The organism is Burkholderia sp. FERM BP-3421, from assembly GCF_028657905.1.
Lineage (GTDB): Bacteria > Pseudomonadota > Gammaproteobacteria > Burkholderiales > Burkholderiaceae > Burkholderia.
The window spans coordinates 24,909-48,783 of sequence record NZ_CP117781.1 but is presented as its reverse complement, the minus strand read 5'-3'; the positions used below and the strand labels follow the sequence as shown (position 1 = coordinate 48,783).

Sequence of the window (23,875 nt, the reverse complement as noted above, 5' to 3'; positions counted from 1 at the left end):
TCTCACGGAACCACCGACATGTCCGACACCGCCCTTGATTCGCGCACCGCCACTCGCCAGCTGATCCGCGACACCGTCGATCCCGCGCTGTGGGCCCGCAACGAAGCATTCACGCGCGAGCTGGTGAGCGATACCATCCTCGCGCACCGCCTGCATCGTCATCCGATCCTGCAAGCGTGGGAGAACGGGGAATTCACGCTGCGCGCGATCCAGCTCGTGCACACCGAAGTGCGCGCGGCCTTTCTCGAAGCGTTCAGCGAGTCGCTGCTGCGGCTGATGCAGACCGCGTCGCAGCTGGAGCCGACGCTCGGCTACCGCGCGAAGCTCGCCGCGCGCTTCCTCGTGCAGCTCAACGTGCTCGACGAGATCGGCTTCAAGCTCGACGGCGGCGACGGCCGCGCGCTCGGCCATCCGTCGTTCGCGCACTACTGGCTGCTCGCGGACGCGATGCGCACGCTCGGGCTCGACGAAGCCGGCTGGCGCGCGCACACGCCGTCGCCCGAGGCCCGCGCGACGCGCGCGACGCTCGACGAGAACCAGAACGATCATCTGCGGCTCGCGGTGCTGCTCGCCTGCATCGAGACGGTGTTCATGCCGTACTACGGCCCGTGGGCGAAGAACAGCATCCGCGTCTGTCCCGCGCTCGCCGAGCCGAACGGCTATCACTCGGTGCACGTCGAGGACGATGCGGGCCATTTCGTCGACGACGATCATTCGGAGGACAGCTGGTACGTGGTGCGCCAGGCGCTGACGGCCGAGCGCTACGATGAGATCCGGCGTTTCACGGGGGCGCTGCTCGACACCTGGGCGACGCTGTTCGACCGCCTGCACGAACTGCGCCGCCTGCAATGACGCCCATCCCGACGCACGACGCGGCCCCGGCCGCGTGGCTGATCGGCGCGGCGTGCCGGTTTCCGGGGGCGGACGACGTCGACGCTTACTGGCGTCTGCTGCTCGACGGCCGCGTGGTGGCCGCCGAGCCCGGCCCGGAGCGCGCGGACCTGTGGGCGGCCGCGCGCGCGCGCGCTCGCGGGGCGCGTCACGACGCTCAAGGGCGGCTATCTGCGCGACGTCGCGGGCTTCGACGCCGACTACTTCAGCATCGCGCCGCGCGAGGCCGCGCGGCTCGATCCGCAGCAGCGCATGCTGCTGACCGTGACCCACGATGCGTTCGAGGATGCCGGCATCACGCGCGCGGCGCTGCGCGAACTGAAGGTGGGCGTGTTCATCGGCGCGGGCAGCACCGACTACATGACGCTGTGCGGCGGCGACAAGACGGCGATCGATGCGTACCACGGCATCGGCAATTCGCACAGCCTGCTCGCGAACCGCCTGTCGTACTACTACAACCTGAAAGGCCCGAGCCTGACGATCGACACCGCGTGCTCGTCGTCGCTGACGGCGCTGCACGTCGCGATCCAGGCGCTCGAACGCGACGCGCTCGATCTCGTGCTGGTCGGCGGCGTGAACCTGATCGCGGCGCCGGATCTCACGCTCGCGTTCTCGCAGGCGGGCATGCTGTCGCCGAGCGGCCGCTGCCGGACCTTCGCGGCGGATGCGGACGGCTATGGGCGCGCGGAAGGCGTCGGCGTGGTGGTGCTGACGCGCCGGCCGGCGTTCGCGCCGAGGGCGCGCTGCGCGATCCGCGCGAGCGCGGTGAACCAGGACGGCCGCAGCAACGGCATCACCGCGCCGAACGGGCTGAGCCAGGTCGAGGTGATCCGCGCGGCGCTGGCGCGCGCGGGCCTCGGGCCGGCCGATCTCGGTTATGTCGAGACGCATGGCACCGGCACGCGGCTTGGCGATGCGATCGAGATCGACGCGGTGCGCGTCGCGCTCGGCGCGGGCGAGGCGGAGGCGGACGCCTGCTGGCACCTCGGCTCCGCGAAGGCCAACGTCGGCCACATGGAAGCGGCGGCGGGCATGGGCGGATTGATCAAGGCGATGCTGATGCTGGAGCATGGCATGGTGCCGCCGCATCCGATCGCGCCGCCGCACAACCCGCTGCTCGACGCGGCGCAAGGGCGGCTCGCGATCGCCGCGCGTGCGACGCCGTTGGGCGCGCACGCCTGCGTCGGCGTGAGTTCGTTTGGTTTCGGCGGGTCGAACGCGCACGTGATCGTGGCGCGCGCCGACGTTGAACGCGCGGAGCAATCGGTCGCCGATGAGCCGGGGCCGCATTTGCTGCTGCTGTCGTCGCGCAGCGCCGCGCTCGCGGAAGGCGATGCGCGTGCGCTCGCGGCGCGGCTCGCCACGGGCGAGGTGTCGCTCGCGCGGGCGGCGGCGACGCTCGCGCGCCATCGCGAGCCGCTCGGCCATCGCGGCGCGCTCGTCGCGCACGATCTCGCCGACGCGGTGCGGCAGCTCGATGCCGCACCGCCCGTCGCGGCGCGTGCGCGCGCGCCGCGCCTGGCGTTCGTGTTCACCGGACAGGGCAGCCAGTACGCGGGCATGGGCGCGGATCTGTATGCGCGTCATGCGACGTTTCGCGCGCACTACGACGCCTGCGCGGCCCATATCGCCGCATGCAGCGGCTGGGAGATCGCGGACCTGATGCAGGGCGGGGCACGCGGCGAGCGCGCATTGCTCGACGACACGCATCTCGCGCAGCTTGCGCTGTTCTGCCTGGAATACGCGCTTGCGCACTGCCTGCTCGACGCGGGTGCGACGCCGGAGGCGCTGATCGGCCACAGCCTCGGCGAACTGGTCGCGCAGGCGGTGGGCGGGATGCTGACGCTGGAGGATGCCGTGGCGCTCGTGCATGCGCGCGGCCGCCTGATGCAGGCGGCGGACGGCGAAGGCGCGATGCTCAACGTGTTCGGCGCGGAGACGCAGGTGCGCGACGCGATCGCGCGCAGCGGCCGGCCGGTTCACGTGGCGGGCATCAACGGCGCGCGTGCGATATCGGTCAGCGGCGCGCGCGCGGCGATCGAGGCGTTCGCCGCGCACGCGCAAGCCGAAGGGCTCGCCTGTCGCGCGCTGTCGGCTCGCCATGCATTCCATTCGCCCGCGCTCGGTCCGGCGGCGGCGCGGCTCGCGGCATTCACGCGCACCCTCGCGACGGCGCCCGCGCGGATTCCGGTGATCTCGAACCTGGACGGCGCGCCGCTCGATGCGCTGCCGCCCGGCTCCGACTACTGGAGCCGGCAACTGGTCGCGCCGGTGGAATTCCGGCGTGGGATCGAGGCGCTCGCGGCGCGCGGTTGCGACCTGTTCGTCGAGATCGGGCCGGACCGGGTCCTGTCCGGATTGATCGCGCGCGACCACGGCGCAGCGGGCGTGCTCGCGGTCGCCACGCAACGGCGCGGCGCCGACGGCTTCGCGTGCCTGCTCGACGCACTCGGCCAGTTGCACACGCAACAGGTGACGCTGCGGCCCGAGGCGCTGTCGGCGGACTACACGCCCGCGCGGCTGCCCGCGCGCGGGCTCGATGCGCAGCCGTATTGGGACACGCCGCCCGCCGCGCCGGCGCGGGCATCGGCGTCCGCGCCCACGTCCGCGACCACGTCCGCGCCCACGTCCGCGCCCACGTCCGCGCCCACGTCCGCGCCCACGTCCGCGACCACGTCCGCGACCACGTCCGCACCCACGTCCGCACCCACGTCCGCGACCACGTCCGTACCCACGTCCGCGCCCACGTCCGCGCCCACGTCCGCGACCACGTCCGCGCCCACGTCCGCACCTACGTCCACACCCACGTCCGCACCCACGTCCACACCCACGTCCGTACCCACGTCCGTACCCACGTCCGCGACCACGCGGCCGGCGGGCGCGTACGACGCGCTGGTCGCGCGCCAGCTCGACGTGATCGGCGGCCAGCTCGCGGTGCTGCGCGCGCGACGTGCCGCTTCCTTACCTCCCGGGAGTCCACTCCAATGACTGACGTTTCATCGTCCGCCCTCGCGCGGATCACGGCGCATGTCGTCGGCGAGCTTGCGCACGGCCTCGGCCTCGCGCCGGACCGGATCGATCCGGAACGGCCGTTCGTCGATCTTGGCGCGGATTCGCTGATCCTCGCGGAGACGCTGCAGGACATCAATCGCCGCTACCGGGTCGCGCTGTCGATCGGCGAGATCTACGAGAGCGTGAACACGGTGGCCCGGGTCGCCGCGCATCTGTATCAGCATGGCCGGTGGCAGGCGGTGCTCGATGCGCGGCCCGGCGCGGCGTCCGCGGTCGCGACGACGCCTGCGGCGTTCGCGGCGGAGGACGCGCCGGCGCTCGCGGCGCCGCTCGTCGCCGACACGTCGGGGATCGAGGCGCTGTTCCGGCGGCAGCTCGACCTGATGGAGCAACAGCTCGCGCTGCTGGGCGGCGGCGCGCCGGCGCGTGCGCCGACGATGCCCGAGCGCGGGCCGGCCGCCGTCGCGCCGCCCGCGCCGACCTCAGCCGCCGCGAGCTTCCCCGCTGCGCGCGAATCCGGCCCGCTTCACGCGTCGGCCGAGGCGGCCGCCACCGCCGCGCAGTCCATCCCCGCTTCCGCCGCCGACGATCGCTTCAGCGCCTTCGCGCCACGCCTCGAAGCGGACCGGCGCGGCGACGATGCGCGCACGCGCGCGCATCTCGATGCGTTCGTCGCCTGCCAGGACGCGCGCCTGAGCGCCTCGAAGGCGCTCGCGCAGGCTTACCGCTCGCCGCTCTCGGACAACCGCGTGTCGGCCGGCTTCCGGCCGCTGCTGAAGGAACTCGTGTACCCGGTCGCGGCGATCCGCGCCGAGGGCGCGCACGTCGTCGACATCGACGGCAACCGCTATGTCGATTTCACGATGGGCTTCGGCGTTCACCTGTTCGGGCATGGGCCGGCCTTCATTGCCGATGCGCTGCGCGCGCAGCTCGACGTCGGCATGCCGGTCGGGCCGCAATCGCCGCTCGCGGGGCGCGTGGCCGAATGGATCACGCGCTTCACCGGCCACGAGCGCGTGGTGTTCTGCAATTCCGGCACCGAGGCGACGATGACCGCGATCCGGCTCGCGCGGCTCGCGTCGGGCCGCGACAAGCTCGTGATCTTCCGCAATTCGTACCACGGCAGCTTCGACGGCGTGCTCGCGCGCCGCGGCGCGCATGGCGAGACCCGGCCGGCCAGCCTCGGCACGCCCGATTCGTTCGTCGCGGACACGATCGTGCTCGACTACTGCGACGACGCGTCGCTCGACTTCCTCGACGCGCACCACGCGGAGATCGGCGTCGTGCTGGTGGAGCCGGTGCAAAGCCGCGCGCCGTCGCTGCGGCCGGGCGCGTTCCTCAAGCGGCTGCGCGCGCTCACGCAGGCGCGCGGCATCGTGCTGGTGTTCGACGAGGTGATTTCCGGGTTCCGCTGCGCGCGCGGCGGCGCGCAGGAATACTTCGGCGTGCGCGCCGACCTGTGCGCGTACGGCAAGATCGTCGGCGGCGGCATGCCGATCGGCGTGGTCGCGGGCAGCGCGCGCTGCATGGACGGCATCGACGGCGGCTGGTGGCGCTACGGCGACGACAGCTATCCGGAACGCCCGACGATCTTCTTCGCGGGCACCTTCTCGAAGCATCCGTTGACGATGGCGGCCGCGCTCGCGGTGCTCGAACGTTTCGCGCAGCTCGAACAGACGGATCCGGAATTCCACGCGCGCCTGAACGCACGCACCGAGTCGCTGGCCGAGCGCCTGAACGCGGCGTTCGCGGAAGCCGGCGCGGCGATCGCGGTCGAGCATTTCAGCTCCCTGTTCCGCTTCGCGTCGGAAGGCAGCCTCGATCTGTTCTATCACCATCTGCTCGCGCACGGCATCTACATCTGGGAAGGGCGCAACTGCTTCGTGTCGGCCGCGCACACCGACGCGGATCTCGAGCAACTGGTCGAGACCGTGCGCGCGGTGTGCGCGGCGCTCGCGCCGCTCGGCCTGATCCCGCTCGCCGCGAAGCCGGATGCCGCCGCGCCCGCCGCCGTACCCGATTCCGTGCCGCTGACCGACGCGCAGCAGCGCTTTCTCGCGCTGGAGCGCTCGCGACCGGAAGGGCGCATCGCGAATCACATCTGCTTCGCGTTCCGCTTCGACGCGGCGATCGATGTCGTGCGTCTCGCGGCGGCCGTCGACGAGACGCTGCGCGCGCACGATGCGCTCGCGTGCCGCATCGACGTCGACGCCGGCGTGCAGCGTTTCGGCGGCGCGCCGCCGCGCCCGACCGAGCGCGTCGAGCATGCGGAGCCGCTCACGCCCGAGCGCGCGGCCGCGCTCGCGGATCACGAGCAGGCGGAGCCGCTCGACGTCGACGCGGGCGACAACCTGCGCGCGCGCGTGCATGTGTTTCCGGACGGCGCGCTGCTGTGCGTGTCGGTGCACCACCTCGTCTGCGACGGCTGGGGGCTCGATGTGCTGCTGGCCGGCTTCGCGCAGCGCTTCAACGGCGAGCCGGTCGAACCCGCGCCGTCGTATGCCGAATGGATCGCGCACGAGCGCGACTATCGCGCGAGCGACCGCTACGCGGCCGACCGCGCGTACTGGGCCGGGACGATCCGCGAGATCGCCGCGTATCAGGCGCGGCATCCGCCCGGCGCGGTGCATCATCCGCGCGACGCGGCCGCGCGCCCGGGCGGCCGCGCGAGCGTCGCGCTCGATGCCGCGCGCTCGGTCGCCGTCGCGGCCGCGGCCAAGCAGGCCGGCACCACCACCTTCACCTGGCTGCTCGCGTGCCTGCAATGGTTCGTGGGCCGCGTGTACCGGGGCCGCCTGCCGGTGGTCGGGATGCCGTTCGCGAACCGCACGAGCCGGCTGCGCGGGCTGGCCGGCAACTGCGTGAACCTGCCGCCGCTGCTGCCCGCGCGCGGCGAGGGGGCGGGCTTCGACGCGGTGCTGCGCGAGGCGCGCGCGGCGTTCAGCCAGGTGATGTCGCATGCGCGCTTCCCGCACCACGAGCTGCGCGCGCTGTATCTGGCCGAAGGCGCGCCGGAGCGCGACACGCCCGTCGACATCACGTTCAACGTCGAGCCGCTCGCGCAATTGCCGGCATTCGGCGCGACGACGCCGGCGCTGGTCGTGCCGGTGAACCGCTGGATCGAGTTCGACCTGATGTTCAACCTGTTCCTGTTGCCCGACGGCTTGCGCATCGAACTGGATTTCAACACCGCGCTGTTCGCGGCGGACGAGGTGTACGGCTGGCTCAACCTGTTCGCGAAGCTGATCGAGAACGAATCGGCGCACGCGGCGGAGCTTGCGCCATGAGCGCCGCCGCTCCGCTCGCGCTGCGCCGGCGCATCGAGGCCGCGGCCGCGCCGCTGCGGCGCGCGCTCGTGGTCGACCACGTGCTCGGCGCGCTGCGCGAGGCGCTCGCGCTCGATCCGCACGAATCGCTCGACGCGCAGGCGCGCTTCGCCGCGCTCGGCATCGATTCGCGGCGCGCGCTCGAATTGAAGGAGGATCTCGACGAGGCGCTCGGCTGCGTGCTGCCGACCACCTTGTTCTTCGATCATCCGACGCCGGAGCGGCTCGCGGCGTTCGTGGTGGAACGGCTGTTCGGGGTGGCGGCGGCCGCGCCGCCGGCAGGGGCTGCCGCCGCGCGCGACGCGCCGGACGGCGAGGACGATGACGAGGATCTCGATGCGGCGCTCGCGCGCACGCTGCGCAAGTACGACCTGTGACCGCGGCTCCCATTCCGCCGGACGAACCCATGACCCGCACGGACCAGCAGGACCTCAGGCAGGCGCTGAAACTCATCCGCAGACTCGAAGCGGACCTGGACGCGCACGCACGGCGCGCGTCCGAGCCGATCGCGATCGTCGGCATCGCGTGCCGGCTGCCGGGCGCGGACGGCCTGGACGCCTTCTGGTCCCTGCTGGAGGCGGGGCGCGATGCGATCACCATGGTGCCGCCCGAACGCTGGGACGCCGACGCGCTGTACGCGGCCGATCCGGACGCGCCGGGCCGGCTCGTCACGCGGCACGGCGGCTTCATCGACGGGGTCGACTGCTTCGACGCGGCGTTCTTCGGCATCACGCCGCGCGAGGCGGCGCTCATGGACCCGCAGCAGCGCCTGCTGCTCGAACTCGCGTGGGCCGCGTTCGAGGACGCGGCGATTCCGCCCGACACGCTCGACGGCCGCGCGGGCGGCGTGTTCATCGGCATCTGCGCGTCCGACTACGGCCGGCTTGCGCTCGCCGATCCGGCCGGCGCGAATGCATACTGGGGCACCGGCAACGCGCCGAGCGTCGCCGCGGGCCGCCTCGCGTACACGTTCGGGCTGACGGGGCCGTGCATGTCGATCGATACCGCGTGCTCGTCGGCGCTCGTCGCGGTGCATCAGGCGGTGGAGAGCCTGCGGCGCGGCGAATGCGGGTTCGCGCTGGTCGGCAGCGCCAACCTGCTGCTCGCGCCCGAGGCGACGATCGCGTTCTCGAAGGCGCGCATGATGTCGCCGGACGGGCGCTGCCATTCCTTCGACGCGCGCGCGAACGGTTACGTACGCGCCGAGGGCGCGGCGATGCTGGTGCTGAAGCCGCTCGCGCGCGCCCGCGCGGACGGCGACCGGATCCACGCGGTGATCCGCGGCAGCGCGATCAACCAGGACGGCGCGAGCGGCGGCCTGACCGTGCCGAACGGGCCCGCGCAGGCGGCGCTGATTCGCCGGGCGCTCGCGAACGCGGGGCTCGCGCCGCGCGAGATCGCGTATGTCGAGACCCACGGCACGGGCACTGCGCTCGGCGACCCGATCGAACTCGGCGCGCTGGGCGAGGTGTTCGGCGCGGACCGCGCCGGCGCGCCGCCGCTGTACCTTGGGGCGGTCAAGTCGCTGATCGGGCATCTCGAAGTCGCGGCGGGGATCGCGGGGCTCATCAAGCTCGTGCTCGCGCTCGGGCGCGGCGTGATTCCCGGCTACCCGCATCTCGGTGAACTGAATCCGCATGTGCCGTGGGATCGGCTGCCGTTCGCGATCGCGCGCGCCGCGACGCCGTGGCCGGATGCGCGCCGGATCGGCGGTGTCAGCAGCTTCGGCTTCAGCGGGACCAACGCGCATGTCGTCGTGGAGGCGCCGCCCGCGCCGGAGCCGGAGCCGGGAGAGGCCGCGCCGCCGCCGGCCGCACCGCCGCTTCATCTGCTGTGCGTGTCGGCGCGCAGCGATGCCGCGCTGCGCGTGCTCGCGGCGCGTTACGCGGCCCGCGTGCGGGACGGCGGGGACGATGAACTCGATGCGCTGTGCCATGCCGCCGCGACCGGCCGCGCGCATCTGCGCCATCGGCTCGCGGTGGTCGCGCCCGACGCGGCCGGATTGGCCGCGCAGCTCGACGCGCAGGCGGCGCGCACCGCCGCGCCTGACGCGGCCGCGTTCGCGACGCCGCGCATCGCGTTCCTGTTCACCGGGCAGGGCGCGCAGTACCCGGGCATGGGCGAGGGGCTGTACCGTCGCCATCCGGCGTTTCGCGCGGCGTTCGACGCATGCGAGGCCGCGTTCGCGGGCGAACTGGACCGACCGCTGCGCGACGTGATGTGGGGCGCCGACACGGCGCTGCTCGCGCAGACGCGCTACACGCAGCCCGCGCTGTTCGCGCTCGAATACGCGCTCGCGCGGCTGTGGCTGCAATGGGGCGCGACGCCCGTCGCGGTGGCGGGCCACAGCATCGGCGAATTCGCGGCGGCGTGCATCGCCGGCGTGCTCGGGCTCGACGACGCGGCGCGGCTCGTGGCGGCGCGCGGCCGGCTGATGCAGGCGCTGCCGGCGGGCGGCGCGATGGTCGCGGTGGCGGGCGCGTCGCGCGCGCAGGTCGAGGCCGCCTTGGCCGGTCTGGCGGAGCCGGTCGCGATCGCCGCGTACAACGCGCCCACGCAGCTCGTGCTGTCGGGCGCGAGCGGGCCGCTGCAGGAAGCCTGCGCGCGGCTCGCGGCGCGGCACGCGGTGGTGACGACGCCGCTCGACGTATCGCATGCGTTTCACTCGCCGCTGATGAGGCCGATGCTCGACGCATTCGGGCAGGCGGCGGCCCGGGTTCGATAGGCTCCGCCGTCGCTCGAATTCGTCTCGACGGTGACGGGGGCGGGCGCGGCGGACGCGGTGGGCGATCCCGCGTACTGGGTCGCGCAGGTCGGCGCGCCCGTCGATTTTCACGCGGCGCTCGAACGGCTCGCGGCCGATGGCGTGAACCTCCTGATCGAGATCGGCCCCGGCGCGACGCTGACCGCGCTCGCGCGCGACACGCTCGCGGGCCGGCCGGTGCGCGCGGTCAGCAGCCTGCGGCGGCGCGGCGACGACTGGACGACGCTCGTGGGCGCGCTCGGCGAGCTGTATGCGGCCGGCGCGACGTTCGACTGGCGCGAGGCGGGGCGCATCGCGCCGGCCGCGCGGCGCGCGTGCGCGCTGCCGGCCTACCCGTTCGAACGGCGTCGCCACTGGTTGCCGGCTGCGACCGCATCGGCTGCCCGCGCGGGCAGCGAGACCGACGCCGGGCCTGACGAGGCGCATGCGCACCCGCTGCTCGGCGCGCGCCTGCCGACCGCCGCGCTGGCCGACGGCGAGTGCCTGTACCAGGCGTCGCCCGATCCGCGCGAGGTGCGCGACCACCGCGTCTACGAGCGCATCGTGATGCCGGGCGCGGCCTATGTCGATCTCGCGCTGCGGGTCGCCTCGACGCTGTATCCGGAGACGCCGCCCGCGCTCGACGCGCTGTCGATCAGTCAGGCGCTCGTGTTCCCGCCCGCGCGGCGCACCGTGCTGCAAACGCTCGCCACGCGGCGCGGCGACGGCGGCCACGACCTGCGCGTGTTCAGCCGGCGCGCGGACGAGCCCGGGGCCGGCTGGCGCGCGCATGCCGGCGCGCGTCTCGGCGCGCCGTGCGCGCCGGTCGCGAACCCCGATCTCGGCGCGTTGCGCGCCAGCTTCGACGCATCGGGCGAAACGCTGCCGGTCGACGCGTTCTATGCCGACTACGCGGCGCTCGGCCTGGCCTACGGCCCGGGCTACCGCTGCGTGCGCGCGCTGTCGCGGCGCGCCGACGCGCGGGCGGTGCTCGCGCGGATCGCCGCCGACGTCGCGCCGGACCCCGGCTACCTGCTCGCGCCGCCGCTGCTCGACGGCTGTTTCCAGGCGGTGGGCGCGATCGTTGGCGCGCCGGGGGGCGAGACGGCCTACCTGCCGGTGTCGATCGAACGCGTGTGGGCGCCGCGCGCGACGCCCGCCGCGTTCTGGTGCCATGCGACGCTGCGCGCGCCGCGCGACGACGCGCCCGCGCGGGTCGTGGCCGACCTGCGCCTGATCGCCGACGACGGTGGCCTGATCGCGGCCATCGACGGCCTGGAGGCGGTGCCGGTCGAGCGGCGCGCGCTGCAGTTCGCGACCGCGGACTGGCGCGACCTGCTGTACGAGGTGAACTGGCAGACCCGCCCGGCGCGCGCAGCCGAATTGCCGCCCGTGGCGGCGCACGGCGGCTGGCTCGTGCTCGGCGACGCGGCTGCGGCCGCGGCGGCCGCGCAGTTCGAGGCGCGCGGCGCGCAGGTCGTGCGGGTCGGCGCGGCCGAGGCGGAAGGCATGACCTGCGGCGACTGGCGGCAGTTGTTCGCGCTGCGCTTCGACGCGGCGGGCGTGCCGTTCGCGGGCGTGGTGCACCTGTCGGCCGCCGACGCGGCCGAGGCCGGCGCGCCGGCCGCCCTGGCGGACCCCGCGCTCGGCGCGGGCGCGCTGCTGCTCGCGCAGGCGCTGGCGGAGCGCGCGACGGCGGCCGGGCCGCGCCTGTGGTTCGTCACGCGCGGCGCGCAGCGGGTCGACGAACAAGGTCCGACGCATCCCGCCCACGCGCTGCTGTGGGGTTTCGCGCGCAGCGTGGCGCTCGAATGCCCGGCGCTCGCGTGCGCGTGCGTCGATCTGCCGCCCGGGGAAACCGGCCTGCCGCCCGGCTTCGCCGACGATCTGCTCGCGCCGGACGCGGAGCCGTCGAGCGCCTATCGGCAGGGTCGCCGCAGCGTGGCGCGGCTCGGCCCGCTCAAGGCGTCGCCGTTCCGGCCGGGGCTCGCGCGGCCGGCCGGCCCGTTCCGGCTGCGCGCGCTGCGCTACGGCGGCCTCGATGCGCTGGCGCTGCTCGGCTGCGCGCGGCCCGCGCCCGGCCCGGGCGAAGTCGAGATCGAGGTGCAGGCGGGGGCCGTCAACTTCAAGGACGTGCTGTTCAGCCTCGGGATGCTGCAGGCGTTCAGCGAAGGCCGCGGCATCCGGCGCGCGCTCGACCAGCCGCTCGGCTTCGAGTGCGCGGGCCGGATCGCGCGGCTCGGCGCGGGCGTGACCGGATTCGCGCCGGGCGACGTGGTGTTCGCGATGGCGCCGTCGGCGCTCGCCGCCTACGTGAACGCCGATGCGCGCCTCGTGCGTCCGGTGCCGCGCGGCCTGACGCCCGCCGAGGCCGCCGCGCTGCCGACCGTTTTCATGACCGCGATTCATGCGCTGGAACGGCTCGCGCGCGTGCGGCCCGGCGAGCGCGTGCTGGTGCACGCGTGCGCGGGCGGCGTCGGGCAGGCGGCGTTGCAGATCGCGCGCCGCGCCGGCGCGACCGTGTACGGCACCGCGAGCCCGTCGAAGTGGGCGGCGCTGAAGGCGCAGGGCGTCGCGCACGTGATGCACTCGCGCACGCTCGACTTCGCCGACGAACTGCGGCGCGTGACCGACGGGCGCGGCGTCGACGTCGTGCTGAACAGCCTCGGCGGCGCGTTCATCCCGCGCAGCGCGGATGTGCTCGCGCCGGGCGGCCGCTTCGTCGAGATCGGCAAGATCGACATCTGGGATGCGGCGCGCATGCAGGCCTACCGGCCCGACATCGCCTATGCGGCCTTCGATCTCGGCGAGCTGGACGACACGGCGGGCGGGCTGCAGGCGGATCTGCTCGATGCGGTCGCGCACGGCTTCGAGGCGGGCGAGTTGCGCCCGCTGCCCGTGCGGACCTTTCCGATCGCGCAGGCCGAGGCGGCGTTCCGTCATCTCGCGCAGGCGCGTCAGGTCGGCAAGGTCGTGCTGGATCTGGCGGCCGCGCCGGACACAGCCCGGCCGGTGCGCGCTGACCGCCGCTATCTGGTGACGGGCGGCTTCGGCGCGCTGGGCCGGCGGCTCGTCGCGCGGCTGGCCGACGAGGGCGCGCGCGACCTCGTCGTCGCGGGGCGGCGCGCGGACCCGGCCGCGCTGGACGCCTGGCGCACGCGCTATCCGGCGGTGCGCTTCGAGGCGCTGGAGATGGACGTGACGGATGCCGCGAGCGTCGCGGCCGGGTTCCGGCGCATCGACGCGGACGGGCCGCCGCTCGGCGGGGTCGTGCACGCGGCGGGCGCGCTCGACGACGCGACGCTCGCCAACCTCGACTGGGCGCGCTTCGCGCGCGTGCTCGCGCCGAAGCTGGCGGGCGCGTGGCATCTGCACGAGGCGACCGCGGCGCGCGCGCTCGACTGGTTCGTGCTGTTCTCGTCGATCGCGTCGGTCACGGGCGCGCCGGGGCAGGCGAACTACGCGGCGGCGAACGCCTGCGTCGATGCGCTCGCGCGCTATCGCCACGCGCAGGGCCTGCCCGCGACCTGCATCGGCTGGGGGCCGTGGGACGACGCGGGGATGGCCGAGCGCGCCCGCGACGCGAACCGCGCGCGCTTCGACGCGCTCGGCGTGGCGCGGCTGCCGGCCGGCGACGCGCTCGACGTGTTCGCGTTCCTGCTCGGCGCGGACACCCACGCGGTCGTGGCGGACGTCGCGTGGCCGCGCTTTCTCGGCAGCCTGCCGACGACGGGCGATGCGCCGTTCTACGCGCTGCTCGGGCGGCGCGCGGCGAGCGCGGCCGCCCGCGAGGACGGCGCGCTCGCGAAGCAGTTGCGCGCCGCGCCGGCCGACGCGCGCGCGGGGCTCGTCGCGACGGCGCTGCGCGCGCTGCTGGCGGACGTGACGGGCGGCGCGGCGGAATTGATCGACCTGGGCCAGCCGCTGCGCGAGCTCGGCATCGATTCGCTGATGGTGGTGGAACTCAATCATCGCCTCGAAGCGCGGCTGGGCTGCAAGCTCGGTCCGAAGCTGCTCGTCGAGCAGCCGACGCTCGAAGGGCTCGCCGCGCGCCTTGCCGGGCTCGCGCTCGGCGAGGGCGGGCGGGGTGAGGCGGGCGCCGTCGCCGGGCATGACGCGGCCGACGGGCAGGGCGCGCGCGCCGCGGGGCAGCCGGCCGATGCGCAGGATGCGCCGGGCGCGCGCGACCTGCCGGGCGAGCATGATCCGACGGCCGGGCGCGACCGCGCCGAGGCGCGCGGCGCGCGGCTGCCCGCCGCCCCGCGCGAACCCGCGCCGGCCCCGCTGGCCTCGATGAGCGACACCCGCCTGGACCTCGACGGCCGTCGCATCGGCTTGTGCCGCTGGGGTTCCGCCGTCGCGCCGATGCAGATCGTCTGCGTGCACGGGATCCTCGACCAGGGCGCGATCTGGGCGCCGTTCGCGCAGGCGCTCGCGGCGACGGGCGTCGGCGTGGTCGCGCCGGACCTGCGCGGCCACGGTCCGCTTGGCGCGCCGCCGGGCGCGCCGCCGCCGAGCATGGCCGAATTCGTCGCGGATCTGCTCGCGGTGCTCGACCACGTCGCGGGCGCGGGCCGGCGCGTGGTGCTGGCGGGCCACTCGCTCGGCTCGATCGCCGCCGCGCTGGGCGCGGCGCTGCGGCCCGGTGCGATCGCGCACCTGGTGCTGGTCGAGCCGGTCGCGCCGTCGCTGCGCGAGGCCGCCGATCCGGTCGAGCGTCTGGCGCAGGATCTGCGCTACCTGACGGACGCGCCCGCGCATCCGGTCTATCCGGACCTCGCGTCGGCCGCGCGCATGCTGCTGCTGCGCCACCCGGCGCTCGACGCGTCGCTCGCGGAGGCGCTCGCGCGGCGCATCGCGCGCGACGTGGCGGGCGGCGTCAGCTGGCGCTGGGACGCGCGGCTGCGCAACCCGCTCGGCGTCGATCCGCAGTGCAGCCAGGCCGACTATCTCGCGGTGCTGGGCCGGCTCGCGATGCCGTCGACGCGTTTCTACGGCCGCGCGAGCGAATTCGCGGGCACCCCGGTGCTGGTCGCGCCCGACCTCGCGCTGCCGCGCGGCGCGAGCGTCACGCTCGACGGCGGCCACAACCTGCATACCGACGCCGCGGCGCGGCTCGCCGACGCGGTGAGCGCGCTGTGCCACGACCTTGAACGAGGATGACCCGATGATCGACGCCTACGACGCCACCCGCACGCTGTCCGACATTCCCGACCTGCACCCGTCGCGCATCGCGCTGATCAGCGAGGGCCGCGCGCTCGGCTATCCCGCGCTGTCGGCGGCCGCGAACCGGGTCGCGCACGCGCTGGCGAGGCTCGGGCTCGCGCGCGGCGCGCGCGTCGCGTTCGTCGGCCACGACAGCGAGAAGAGCTACGAGCTGCTGTTCGGCTGCGCGCGCGCCGGGATGGTGTTCGTGCCGGTCAACTGGAAGCTGGGCGAGGACGAGGCCGCCTGGATCGTCGACGATGCGGAGGCCGAGGTGCTGTTCGTGACGGCCGGTTCGGCCGCGCTCGCGGCGGGCCTGCTCGCGCGCTGTGCGCGGCTGCGCGCGGTCGTGCAGCTCGACGGCGCGCCCGCGGCGGATTGCCTCGCGTACCCGGCGTGGCGCGACGCGGCGCCGGCCACGCGCCCGGCGGACCCGCGCGATCCCGAGACGCCCGTGATCCAGGTGTACACGAGCGGCACGAGCGGGCGGCCGAAGGGCGTCGTGCTCGCGCATCGCGGCTTCATCGAGCTGGTGCGCGAGGTGGTGCGCGCGGGCGACGAATTCATCGACTGGCGGCCCGGCGACGTCGCGCTGCTGGCGCTGCCGACGTTCCACGTCGGCGGGCTGTGGTGGGCGCTCCACGGCCTCATCAACGGCGCGACGGGCATCGTGCTGCCGGCCTTCAGCGGCGCGGCCGCGCTCGAGGCGATCGTCGCGCATCGCGTGACCAAGCTCGCGTTCGTGCCGGCGATGCTGCGCTTCCTGCTGTCGGAGCCCGGGTGCGCGCAGGCCGATCTGTCGTCGGTGGACCTCGTGGTCTACGGCGGCTCGCCGATGCCCGCGCCGTTGCTCGAACTGGCGCAGGCGCGGCTGCGCTGCCGCTTCGCGCAGAACTACGGGATGTCGGAGACCAGCAACATGGCGATCTTCCTGCCGCCGTCGGAGCACGCGGCGCTCGGTTCCGCGGGCAAGCTCGCGGCGGGGCGGCCGCTGCGCGGCGTGGCGGTGCGCATCGTCGATCGCGCGGGCCGCGAGCTGGGGCCGGGCGAGCCCGGCGAGATCCTGTTCCGCACCTCGACGCGCATGCTCGGCTATTGGAAACAGCCCGACGCGACCGCCGAGACGATCGTCGACGGCTGGGTGCATTCGGGCGACGCGGGCTATCTCGACGCGGACGGTTATCTGTCCATCACCGACCGCATCAAGGATCTGATCATCTCGGCCGGCGAGAACATCTATCCGGCCGAGCTGGAGCAGATGCTGCTGAGCCATCCGGGCATCGCCGAGGCGGCCGTCATCGGCGTGCCCGACGCGCGCTGGGGCGAGGTGCCGGTCGCGTACGTGGTGGCGGCGCGCGACGCCGGGCTTACCCGATCCGTGGTGCTCGCGCACGCGCGCGCGCGCGTTGCCGGCTACAAGATGCTGTACGACGTGATCTTCGTCGACCAGCTGCCGCGCAATTCGACCGGCAAGGTGCTGAAGCGGGTGCTGCGCGAGCCGCATTGGGCGGGGCGCGGGCGGCAGGTGAACTGACGCGCGGCGGGGCCGGGCGGTTCGACCGTCGAGCCGGTCAGCGTTATCGGTTCGGCGGCCCAACGGGTCGATGCCTCAACGGCCCAACGCCTCAACGCCCCAATCCTTTCGCCGTTCACCCCTCATCCGCTCACCCTCACCTCGTTCGGTGTCCGCCCGGTCCAGCGCTTGAACGCATGCCGGAAGCTGACCGCGTCGCTGAAGCCGAGCGCGAGCGCGATATCGTCGACGCTGAGATCGGTGGTGCACAGATAGTCGAGCGCGAGCGCATGCCGCACGCTCGTCAGCAGCGCGCCGTAGGACGCGCCTTCGGCGTCGAGGCGACGGCGCAGCGTGCGCGCGTTCATGCCGAGCAGGCCGGCGATCTCGTCGAGCGCCGGAAACCGTCCGGGGACGCGCGTCAGCTCGCCGAACACCTGCCGGGTGGTCTCGGCCCGCGCCTCGAACTCCTCGACCATGCGCGCGCAGTGCACCGACAGCTGGGCGGCGGTGATCGGATTCGCGAGCCGGGGCGCGCGGCCCGCCCAGGCGAGCGGGTAGCTGATCCGGTTCTGCGGCTGGCCGAACTGCAGCGGACAGCCGAGCAGGTCGGCGAGCTGCTCGGCGTGCCGCGGCGGCGCGGACGTCAGGGTCGCGTGCAGCGGCGCGCACCACGCCCCCATCACCTCGCGGATCAGCGTCGCGTGGACCAGGAACTGCAGGTCGATCAGGAAGCGGTACAGCCGCTCGTCGATGTCGGGCAGGCGCAGCGCGTGCTGGGCGGGCACGATCCACGACACCGCGTCGTCCTCCTCGATCCAGTGGATGTCGAGCATCCCGTTCGCGAGCTGGTGGTACTTGACCGCGGTGTCGAACGCGTCCGCCATGGTCGCCGAGCACAGCAGCGCGTAGCCGTACATCCCGTAGCTGGACACGTGCAGGCGCTGCCCGACCCGCATCCCGAGATCCTCCTGCCCGTAGGCGCGCACCGCGTGGCGCGCGGCGTCGAGGAATTGCTGCGCGGAAGTCAGCTGGAACGGGTCGGCGAGCGCCGCGCGGTCGAGCCCGGTGGCGGCCAGCACTGGGGCGGGGTCGACCCCGACCTCGGCCGCCGCGTCGAGCAGCGCGACCAGCTTGGACGTCGAAAAGCGCTTCTGCCGCAGCATGATGGCGGACGAAGCATCCGCCCAGCGGGCGCCGGGCGGAGAGAAAGACGGGAAAACTTCGGGCGTGCTGTGCCGCATGACGAAATCCGGGGTACGAGCCGAGGGCGTCCTGAGCGACAGATTTTGCCCGTGAATCGGCCGGCTTGCCACGAAGCGCCGCCGCGGGCGGCGTGGCCGGATGTCGATTGCGGACAGCGGCGGCGGCCGGATCCATCATAGGCAAGGCCGGGGCGGCATGGGATAGTGCCCCGGGGCAGGACGGCCGCGCACGGACACGGCTCCGCCGGGGGAGACGACGGAATCGCCAGGCGCCCACGCGCGGCGGCCGTGCGCGGCCGGCGGGTCACCGCTTGCCGCGATGCGCCGCGCGGATCGCATCGGGACCGATCGCGCCCGCCCGGGCCGAGGCCGCAGGCCCGCCCGCCGCCTTTCCGCCAACCGCAGAGACATCGATGAGCAACCGATACTGGATCCGATCGTATGGCGCGATTCCGAGCGAGATCGACGCCGACCGCCACCCGTCCGTCACCTCCCTGCTGGAAACCGCGATGCGCGCGTTCGCCGCGCAGCCGGCCTTCCGCGCGTTCGGCCTGACGCTGACCTACGCGGACGTCGACTGTCGCTCGGCCGCGCTCGCGGCCTACCTGCAGCAGGTGGTGGGGATTCGCAAGGGCGATCGCGTGGCGGTGATGCTGCCCAACGTGTTCGCGTTTCCGCTCGCGCTGATCGCGCTGGCCCGGATCGGCGCGGTGCAGGTCAACGTCAACCCGCTCTATACCGCGCGCGAACTCACGCATCAGCTCGACGACGCGGGCGTCGACGCGATCATCGTGTACGACGGCGCGACCCGCACGCTGGCCGAGGCGCTCGCCGCGGCCCGGGTGCGCGCCGTGATCACGGCCGGCCTCGGCGACGGCAGCGGCATGGTGGTGCCGGGGCCGGCCGTCGATCCGGCGCTGCATGGCGCGATCACGCTGCGCGACGTGCTCGTGGCGGGCGAGCGCCTGCCGCTCGAACGGGTCGAGGTGCGCGGCGAGGATCTGCTGTTCCTGCAATACACGGGTGGTACGACCGGCCCGTCGAAGGGGGCCTCGCTGTCGCACCGCAACCTGGTCGCGAACATCGAGCAATTCCGCGCGTTCATGCCGGGCGTGCTGCGGCCGGGCCGGGACACCGTCGTCACGGCGATCCCGCTGTATCACATCTTCGCGTTGATGCTGAACTTCCTCAGCTGCTTTGCGGCGGGCGCGGAAAACTGGCTCGTCGCGAATCCGCGCGACATGGACGGCTTCGTCGAGGTGCTGAAGGCGGCGCGGCCGTCGATCTTCGTCGGCGTCAATTCGCTGTACGCGGGGCTCGTCGCCCATCCGCGCGCGCGCGAGGTCGACTGGTCGCGCCTCTCGCTCAGCGCGTGCGGCGGCGCGGCGGTGATCGACGTGGTGTCGGCGCGCTGGGAGGCGCTCACGGGCAGCCCGATCCGCGAGGGCTACGGCCTGTCGGAGACGTCGCCGATCGTGTCGTTCAACCCGGTGTTCGTGCGCGTGTTCAACGGCACGACCGGGCTGCCGCTGCCGTCCACCGACGTGCGGCTGCGCGACGACGACGGTCGCGACGTGCCGATCGGCGAAGCGGGCGAGATCTGCGTGAAGGGCCCGCAGGTGATGTCCGGCTACTGGCGCAAGCCCGAGGCGAACGCGCAGGCGTTCACGGCGGACGGCTATTTCCGCACCGGCGACATCGGTGTGTTCGACGCGCTGGGCTTCCTGAAGATCGTCGACCGCAAGAAGGACATGGTCATCGTGTCGGGCTTCAACGTCTATCCGAACGAAGTCGAGGCGGTCGTGACGGCGTGCCCGGGCGTGGCGGAATGCGCGTGCATCGGCGTGCCCGATCCGAAGACCGGCGAGGCGGTGATGCTGTTCGTGACGCTCGGAGCGGACAGCGCGTTGAGCGAAGCGGCGCTCGTCGCGTATTGCCGCGAGAATCTCGCGGCGTACAAGGTGCCGAAGCAGGTCCGCTTCGTCGACGCGTTGCCGAAATCGAATGTCGGGAAGATTCTGCGGCGGGCGTTGCGCGAGGCGGTGTGACGCGCGCCGCCGCCCGGGGCGGCGACGCGCGCGAGGCTCAGCGGTCGGTGCGCAGCACCACCGAGAAGCTGACGGGCGCGGAGCCCGACAGCACGTTCAGGTTCATCAGCGTGCGCAGCGCGTCGACGCCGTCCTGCAGGCCGTAGTCCTTCAGGTTCACGATCACGGGCGTGCGCGTGGTGACGAGCAGCGCCTGGTCCGCGAGCTTCACCACGCGCAGCGGCGCGGTGAGCGGATGGGTCTTGCCGGCGAGCGTGAGCGAGCCGTCGAGGTCGAGATCGGTCGATGCGCCGACCGGCAGCGCCTCGAAATGGCGCGGATCGACCGAGCCCGCGAAGGTCGCGCGCGGCTGCTCGGCGACCTTGAACAGCAGGGTCTTGATGCGCTCGTCGCGCAGCCCGATGCGCGTGTCGACGCTCGCGAGGTCGACGGTGAAATGCAGGGCGCCATCGTCGGCGACGGTGCCGCCGACCTGCCTGAACGACTGCACTTCCTCGATCGCGGCCGTGCCGGCCGCGCCGGCCTTGGTCGTGACGAAACTGAAGCTCGACTGCGCGTTGTCGACGTGCCAGGCGGCGCCGGCGGTGGTGGCGGCAAGACCGGCGGCGGCGGCCAGGGCCGCGGCGATGAGCGTGGATGCACGCATCGGTGGTTCCTCGAACGGTCGGCAGCCGCCTGCGTGGCACATACGCGCGGCGGCTGTCCGGTAGGGTTGGGTGGCGTGGCCACCCCGGGCGCGGAGAGGCCGATGGTGCGGCAGGCTCCGGCGCGGGGGGCGGGGGACATCATACCCCGGGCGACGCGCTGCTCGCGCTGGGCCTGCGTCATCCGAACATCGAGGTGGCGTTGCACCGGGACGCTTCGGGGCAGGTGCTGAACCGCGTGCGCGGTGGCGATCTCGACGGCGGCTATGCGCTGATCGACGCGGCGCCCGAGGATCTCGCGGCGGACCGGCTCGCGCCGATCGGGCTTGCGGTCGCGTTGCCGATGCGTTTTGCCGCGCAGGCGGCGTCGCTGTCGCGCGCGGAGGTGGTGGGGTTGCCATGGATCGTCAGCGTGCCCGCGTGCGCGGCGACGCTCGACCTGTTCCGCGACGGCGGGCGCGCGCCCGAGGCCCGCCATGTGGCCGACAGCGACGGCGTGCTGCGCAGCATGATCGTCAGCGGGCTCGGCGCGGGCATCCTGCGGTGCAGCGAGGCCGAGGCAGGCGAACGCGCCGGGGAGATGGCGATCTGGCCGCATTGGCGCGGCTCGGCCTGGCTGTGCTGGGTGCAGGCGGCCGCGAACGCGAGCCCGGCGGTCGCGGCGATGCGGGAGGTGGTGGGGGAGAGCTGGCGGGAGGCGGCGGCCCGATGCGGCGTTCAACGCGGCCCGAGCGCCATGTCGTCGATCCGGCCGTTTTCGAGCGCGGCGAACGCGGGCGGCGTCGCGGCGGCGGACGTGCCGCCGGTTGCGCGCTCGAAGGTCCGGACGTCGGGATTCACGGTGCGCAACGCGGTGTGTCATCGATCCGCGCGAACCTGTCGTATCATCCCAACGACCCCCGCCACGCGGCTTTCCGCCCCATCATGACAGGCACGCCCCACCCGGCAGCCCCCGCCAGCGATCCGCCGTTCGACGTCGAATGGGACGCGGGCGACCTGGGCTGCGGCGAGCTGCTGCTCAAGCTGCGGGTGCGGCTGCGCACGATGCCGGGCCGGGTGATCCGCGTGACCGCCCGGGATCTCGGCGCGATCGAGGACCTCCCCTCGTATTGCCGCGTGACCGGGCACGCGCTGCTGCACGCCGATGCCGCGCGCAGCCTGTTCTGGATCAAGGCCAAGGGCTGACGCGCCCGGCGCGGCGGCCGTCCCTGATCCCCCATCCCTGTACAACCGAGGAGAAACATCGTGTCTGGAAAATTCGTGGTCAGTCTGACTCGGGCCAAGGACGACACCGACCGCGCGACGGTCGCCTTCGTGGTCGCGAACGCCGCGGTCGCGAGCGAGAAGGACGTCGTCGTGTTCCTCAACATCGAAGGCACGCGCCTGTCGCAGCTCGGCTATGCGGACGAGATCCACGAAGCCGGCTTCGCGCCGCTCAAGGAACTGATGACGAGCTTCGTCGATGCGGGTGGCAAGATCTACGTCTGCTCGCCGTGCTTCAAGAAGCGCGCGCTCGACGAAAGCAAGCTGATTCCCGGCGCGCGCATCGTGGGCGGCGCGATGCTCGTGGAGTTCATGGGCGACGCCTGCCCGAGCCTCAGCTACTGAAGCGACGCGCGCCGCGACGTCGCCGCCGTGCCGCGTGACGCGCGGCGGCACGCTGTGCGAGCCGCCGCGCGGATCTCGCCGAACGACGTCCCGCGCGCGCCGCGCGCCGAGTACACCCCATGACCCCATCCGACCATCACGCGCACGCGCCCGACGTCAGCTTCGACGGCGGCGATCTCGATTGCGGCAACGGCCTGCTGCTGCTGATCCGCAAGCACATCGACCCGCTCGCGCGCGGGCAACTGCTCGAAATCCTGTCGACGGAGGCCACGGTCGAATCCGACCTGCCCGCGTGGTGCCGGATGACGCGCAACGAACTCGTGTCGTACACGCGGCGCGACCGGCAGTTCAGCTTCCTCGTCTGCAAGGGCGGCCTGTCGGAACGGACGCCGACGCCGGAGGCGGCCGCGCCGCGCGCGGCGGCCGCGATCGCGGTCGTGCCGGTGTCGATTCCCGCGTCGTTGCCGACGCCCGCGGCCGTCGCGCCGATCCGGCCGCTGTCGGTGATGGGCATCGGCAGCTGGCCGAGGCCGCGCTGGATGCTGCAGGCGCTGCACGAACACACGGAAGGCCGGCTCGACGACGCGGGCTTCGACGCGAGCGCCGACGATGCGGTGCAGCTGGCCGTCGCGGCGCAGCTGCGCGCGGGCGTGGACGTCGTGACGGACGGCGAGCAGCGGCGCGACAGCTACGCGAGCTTCGTCGGCGGGCTGCTCGACAACTGCCAGCTGATTCCGCTGACCGACCTGCTGCCGTATGTCGACGACCCGGAGGCGTTCGAGCAGGAGCTGCGCGCGCTCGACGTGCCGGCGGGCGAGGTGCGGCATCCGGCGGTGTTCGGGCCGCTGGGCCGGAGCCGGCCGCTCGCGGGCCGCGAACTGGCGTACCTGCGCACGCTCACGGACCGCCCGGCCAAGATCGCCTTGCCGGGACCGTACCTGCTGACCCGCACCATGTGGATGGAATGCATCTCGGATCGCGCGTACGCCGATCGCGAGACGCTCGCGGCCGATGTGGTGCGGGTGTTGCGCGAGGAACTGGCGGCGCTGCTCGCGGCGGGCGCGGCGCTCGTGCAGTTCGACGAACCGGTGCTGTCGGAGGTCGCGTTCTCGGGGGCGTCGAGCCAGCGCAGTTTCATGTGCGGCGCGCTGTCGGCGAAGAGCGATCCGGATACCGAGCTGGCGTTCGCGCGCGATCTCGTCAATGCCGTGGTCGAGGGTTTTCCGGCCGAGCGGGTGGCGCTGCACATGTGCCGCGGCAACTGGACGGCCGACGAGAGCAAGGCGCTCGCGGGCGACTACCGGCCGCTCGTCGGCACGCTCGGCGCGTTGAATGTCGGCACGCTGTTCCTCGAACTGTGCACGCCGCGCGCGGGCGAGATGGAGGTGCTGCGCAGCCTGCCGGACCGGCTGCGGATCGGCGTCGGGCTGTGCAACCAGAAGCACGCGCGGGTCGAGCCGCTGGACGAGATCCTGCGCCACGGCGAGCAGGCGATCCGCCTGTTCGGCGCGTCGCGCGTGCTGTTCAATCCGGACTGCGGATTCGCGACGTTCGCGGATGCGCCGGTCAACAGCAGCCGGATCGCGGAGGCGAAGCTGCGCACGCTCGCGGAAGCCGCGCGGCTGTTGCGCGAGCGGCACGGCGTGTAGCGGTTGCGCGCGGGGGCTTCGACGCGCCGGC

The 23,875-nt window shown here is 73.6% G+C and carries 14 protein-coding genes and 1 pseudogene; 13 read left to right on the top strand and 2 right to left on the bottom strand.

The annotated features are described in order from the left end of the window. Positions 1–18: 18 nt before the first annotated feature. The 8 genes and pseudogenes from Bsp3421_RS03420 (at position 19) to Bsp3421_RS03390 (ending at position 16,711) form a co-directional block, all read left to right on the top strand. A complete protein-coding gene (locus Bsp3421_RS03420; protein WP_273996942.1) occupies positions 19–852 on the top strand; it encodes a hypothetical protein in 834 nt (277 codons plus the stop codon). Then, a pseudogene (locus Bsp3421_RS34225) lies at positions 849–980 on the top strand (beta-ketoacyl synthase N-terminal-like domain-containing protein); the annotation flags it as partial. The gene Bsp3421_RS03420 and the pseudogene Bsp3421_RS34225, both read left to right, overlap by 4 nt. An 82-nt stretch (positions 981–1,062) precedes the next feature. Continuing rightward, positions 1,063–3,879 (top strand): type I polyketide synthase, encoded by a 2,817-nt coding sequence (locus Bsp3421_RS03415; protein ID WP_273998431.1) that lies wholly within the window; start codon positions 1,063–1,065, stop codon positions 3,877–3,879. Further along, complete coding sequence (locus Bsp3421_RS03410; RefSeq protein WP_273996941.1) at positions 3,876–7,190, top strand: aminotransferase class III-fold pyridoxal phosphate-dependent enzyme; 3,315 nt, start codon at positions 3,876–3,878, stop codon at positions 7,188–7,190. Before Bsp3421_RS03415 ends, Bsp3421_RS03410 begins: the two co-directional genes overlap by 4 nt. Next, positions 7,187–7,606 (top strand): acyl carrier protein, encoded by a 420-nt coding sequence (locus Bsp3421_RS03405; RefSeq protein ID WP_273996940.1) that lies wholly within the window; start codon positions 7,187–7,189, stop codon positions 7,604–7,606. Before Bsp3421_RS03410 ends, Bsp3421_RS03405 begins: the two co-directional genes overlap by 4 nt. A 29-nt stretch (positions 7,607–7,635) precedes the next feature. After that, positions 7,636–9,954: a type I polyketide synthase gene (locus Bsp3421_RS03400; protein ID WP_273996939.1), complete on the top strand. Its 2,319-nt coding sequence runs from the start codon at positions 7,636–7,638 to the stop codon at positions 9,952–9,954. A gap of 30 nt (positions 9,955–9,984) precedes the next feature. Beyond that, positions 9,985–15,135 (top strand): alpha/beta fold hydrolase, encoded by a 5,151-nt coding sequence (locus Bsp3421_RS03395; RefSeq protein ID WP_273996938.1) that lies wholly within the window; start codon positions 9,985–9,987, stop codon positions 15,133–15,135. 4 nt (positions 15,136–15,139) lie between these two features. Continuing rightward, a complete protein-coding gene (locus Bsp3421_RS03390) occupies positions 15,140–16,711 on the top strand; it encodes a long-chain-fatty-acid--CoA ligase (protein ID WP_273996937.1) in 1,572 nt (523 codons plus the stop codon). 122 nt (positions 16,712–16,833) lie between these two features. Here the strand turns inward: Bsp3421_RS03390 and Bsp3421_RS03385 are convergent, their stop codons facing one another. Beyond that, positions 16,834–17,856, bottom strand: coding sequence for an AraC family transcriptional regulator (locus tag Bsp3421_RS03385; RefSeq protein WP_273996936.1), 1,023 nt, complete (start codon positions 17,854–17,856; stop codon positions 16,834–16,836). A 452-nt stretch (positions 17,857–18,308) separates the two neighbouring features. Between Bsp3421_RS03385 and Bsp3421_RS03380 the strand changes: the two genes are divergently transcribed. Beyond that, positions 18,309–19,943 (top strand): AMP-binding protein, encoded by a 1,635-nt coding sequence (locus tag Bsp3421_RS03380; protein WP_273996935.1) that lies wholly within the window; start codon positions 18,309–18,311, stop codon positions 19,941–19,943. 37 nt (positions 19,944–19,980) lie between these two features. Here the strand turns inward: Bsp3421_RS03380 and Bsp3421_RS03375 are convergent, their stop codons facing one another. Then, on the bottom strand, positions 19,981–20,589 hold the full coding sequence (locus Bsp3421_RS03375) for a YceI family protein (RefSeq protein WP_273996934.1): 609 nt from the start codon (positions 20,587–20,589) through the stop codon (positions 19,981–19,983). A gap of 200 nt (positions 20,590–20,789) precedes the next feature. Between Bsp3421_RS03375 and Bsp3421_RS03370 the strand changes: the two genes are divergently transcribed. The 4 genes from Bsp3421_RS03370 (at position 20,790) to Bsp3421_RS03355 (ending at position 23,844) form a co-directional block, all read left to right on the top strand. Beyond that, the gene (locus Bsp3421_RS03370) at positions 20,790–21,515 is read left to right on the top strand and encodes a LysR family transcriptional regulator substrate-binding protein (RefSeq protein ID WP_273996933.1); all 726 of its coding nucleotides are present in this window, start codon (positions 20,790–20,792) and stop codon (positions 21,513–21,515) included. Further along, the gene (locus Bsp3421_RS03365; RefSeq protein ID WP_273996932.1) at positions 21,512–21,772 is read left to right on the top strand and encodes a sulfurtransferase TusA family protein; all 261 of its coding nucleotides are present in this window, start codon (positions 21,512–21,514) and stop codon (positions 21,770–21,772) included. Before Bsp3421_RS03370 ends, Bsp3421_RS03365 begins: the two co-directional genes overlap by 4 nt. A gap of 60 nt (positions 21,773–21,832) precedes the next feature. After that, complete coding sequence (locus Bsp3421_RS03360) at positions 21,833–22,195, top strand: DsrE family protein (protein WP_273996931.1); 363 nt, start codon at positions 21,833–21,835, stop codon at positions 22,193–22,195. A gap of 119 nt (positions 22,196–22,314) precedes the next feature. Then, positions 22,315–23,844 (top strand): sulfurtransferase TusA family protein, encoded by a 1,530-nt coding sequence (locus tag Bsp3421_RS03355; protein WP_273996930.1) that lies wholly within the window; start codon positions 22,315–22,317, stop codon positions 23,842–23,844. The last annotated feature ends 31 nt before the right edge of the window (positions 23,845–23,875 follow it).

What these genes read in the sequence shown, in the direction of transcription:
- Bsp3421_RS03365 (WP_273996932.1), top strand. Translation starts at nt 21,512, where the DNA reads ATGACAGGCACGCCCCACCCGGCAGCCCCCGCCAGCGATCCGCCGTTC.
- Bsp3421_RS03385 (WP_273996936.1), bottom strand. Translation starts at nt 17,856, where the DNA reads ATGCTGCGGCAGAAGCGCTTTTCGACGTCCAAGCTGGTCGCGCTGCTC.
- Bsp3421_RS03400 (WP_273996939.1), top strand. Translation starts at nt 7,636, where the DNA reads ATGACCCGCACGGACCAGCAGGACCTCAGGCAGGCGCTGAAACTCATC.
- Bsp3421_RS03380 (WP_273996935.1), top strand. Translation starts at nt 18,309, where the DNA reads ATGAGCAACCGATACTGGATCCGATCGTATGGCGCGATTCCGAGCGAG.
- Bsp3421_RS03410 (WP_273996941.1), top strand. Translation starts at nt 3,876, where the DNA reads ATGACTGACGTTTCATCGTCCGCCCTCGCGCGGATCACGGCGCATGTC.
- Bsp3421_RS03390 (WP_273996937.1), top strand. Translation starts at nt 15,140, where the DNA reads ATGATCGACGCCTACGACGCCACCCGCACGCTGTCCGACATTCCCGAC.
- Bsp3421_RS03420 (WP_273996942.1), top strand. Translation starts at nt 19, where the DNA reads ATGTCCGACACCGCCCTTGATTCGCGCACCGCCACTCGCCAGCTGATC.
- Bsp3421_RS03355 (WP_273996930.1), top strand. Translation starts at nt 22,315, where the DNA reads ATGACCCCATCCGACCATCACGCGCACGCGCCCGACGTCAGCTTCGAC.
- Bsp3421_RS03405 (WP_273996940.1), top strand. Translation starts at nt 7,187, where the DNA reads ATGAGCGCCGCCGCTCCGCTCGCGCTGCGCCGGCGCATCGAGGCCGCG.
- Bsp3421_RS03375 (WP_273996934.1), bottom strand. Translation starts at nt 20,589, where the DNA reads ATGCGTGCATCCACGCTCATCGCCGCGGCCCTGGCCGCCGCCGCCGGT.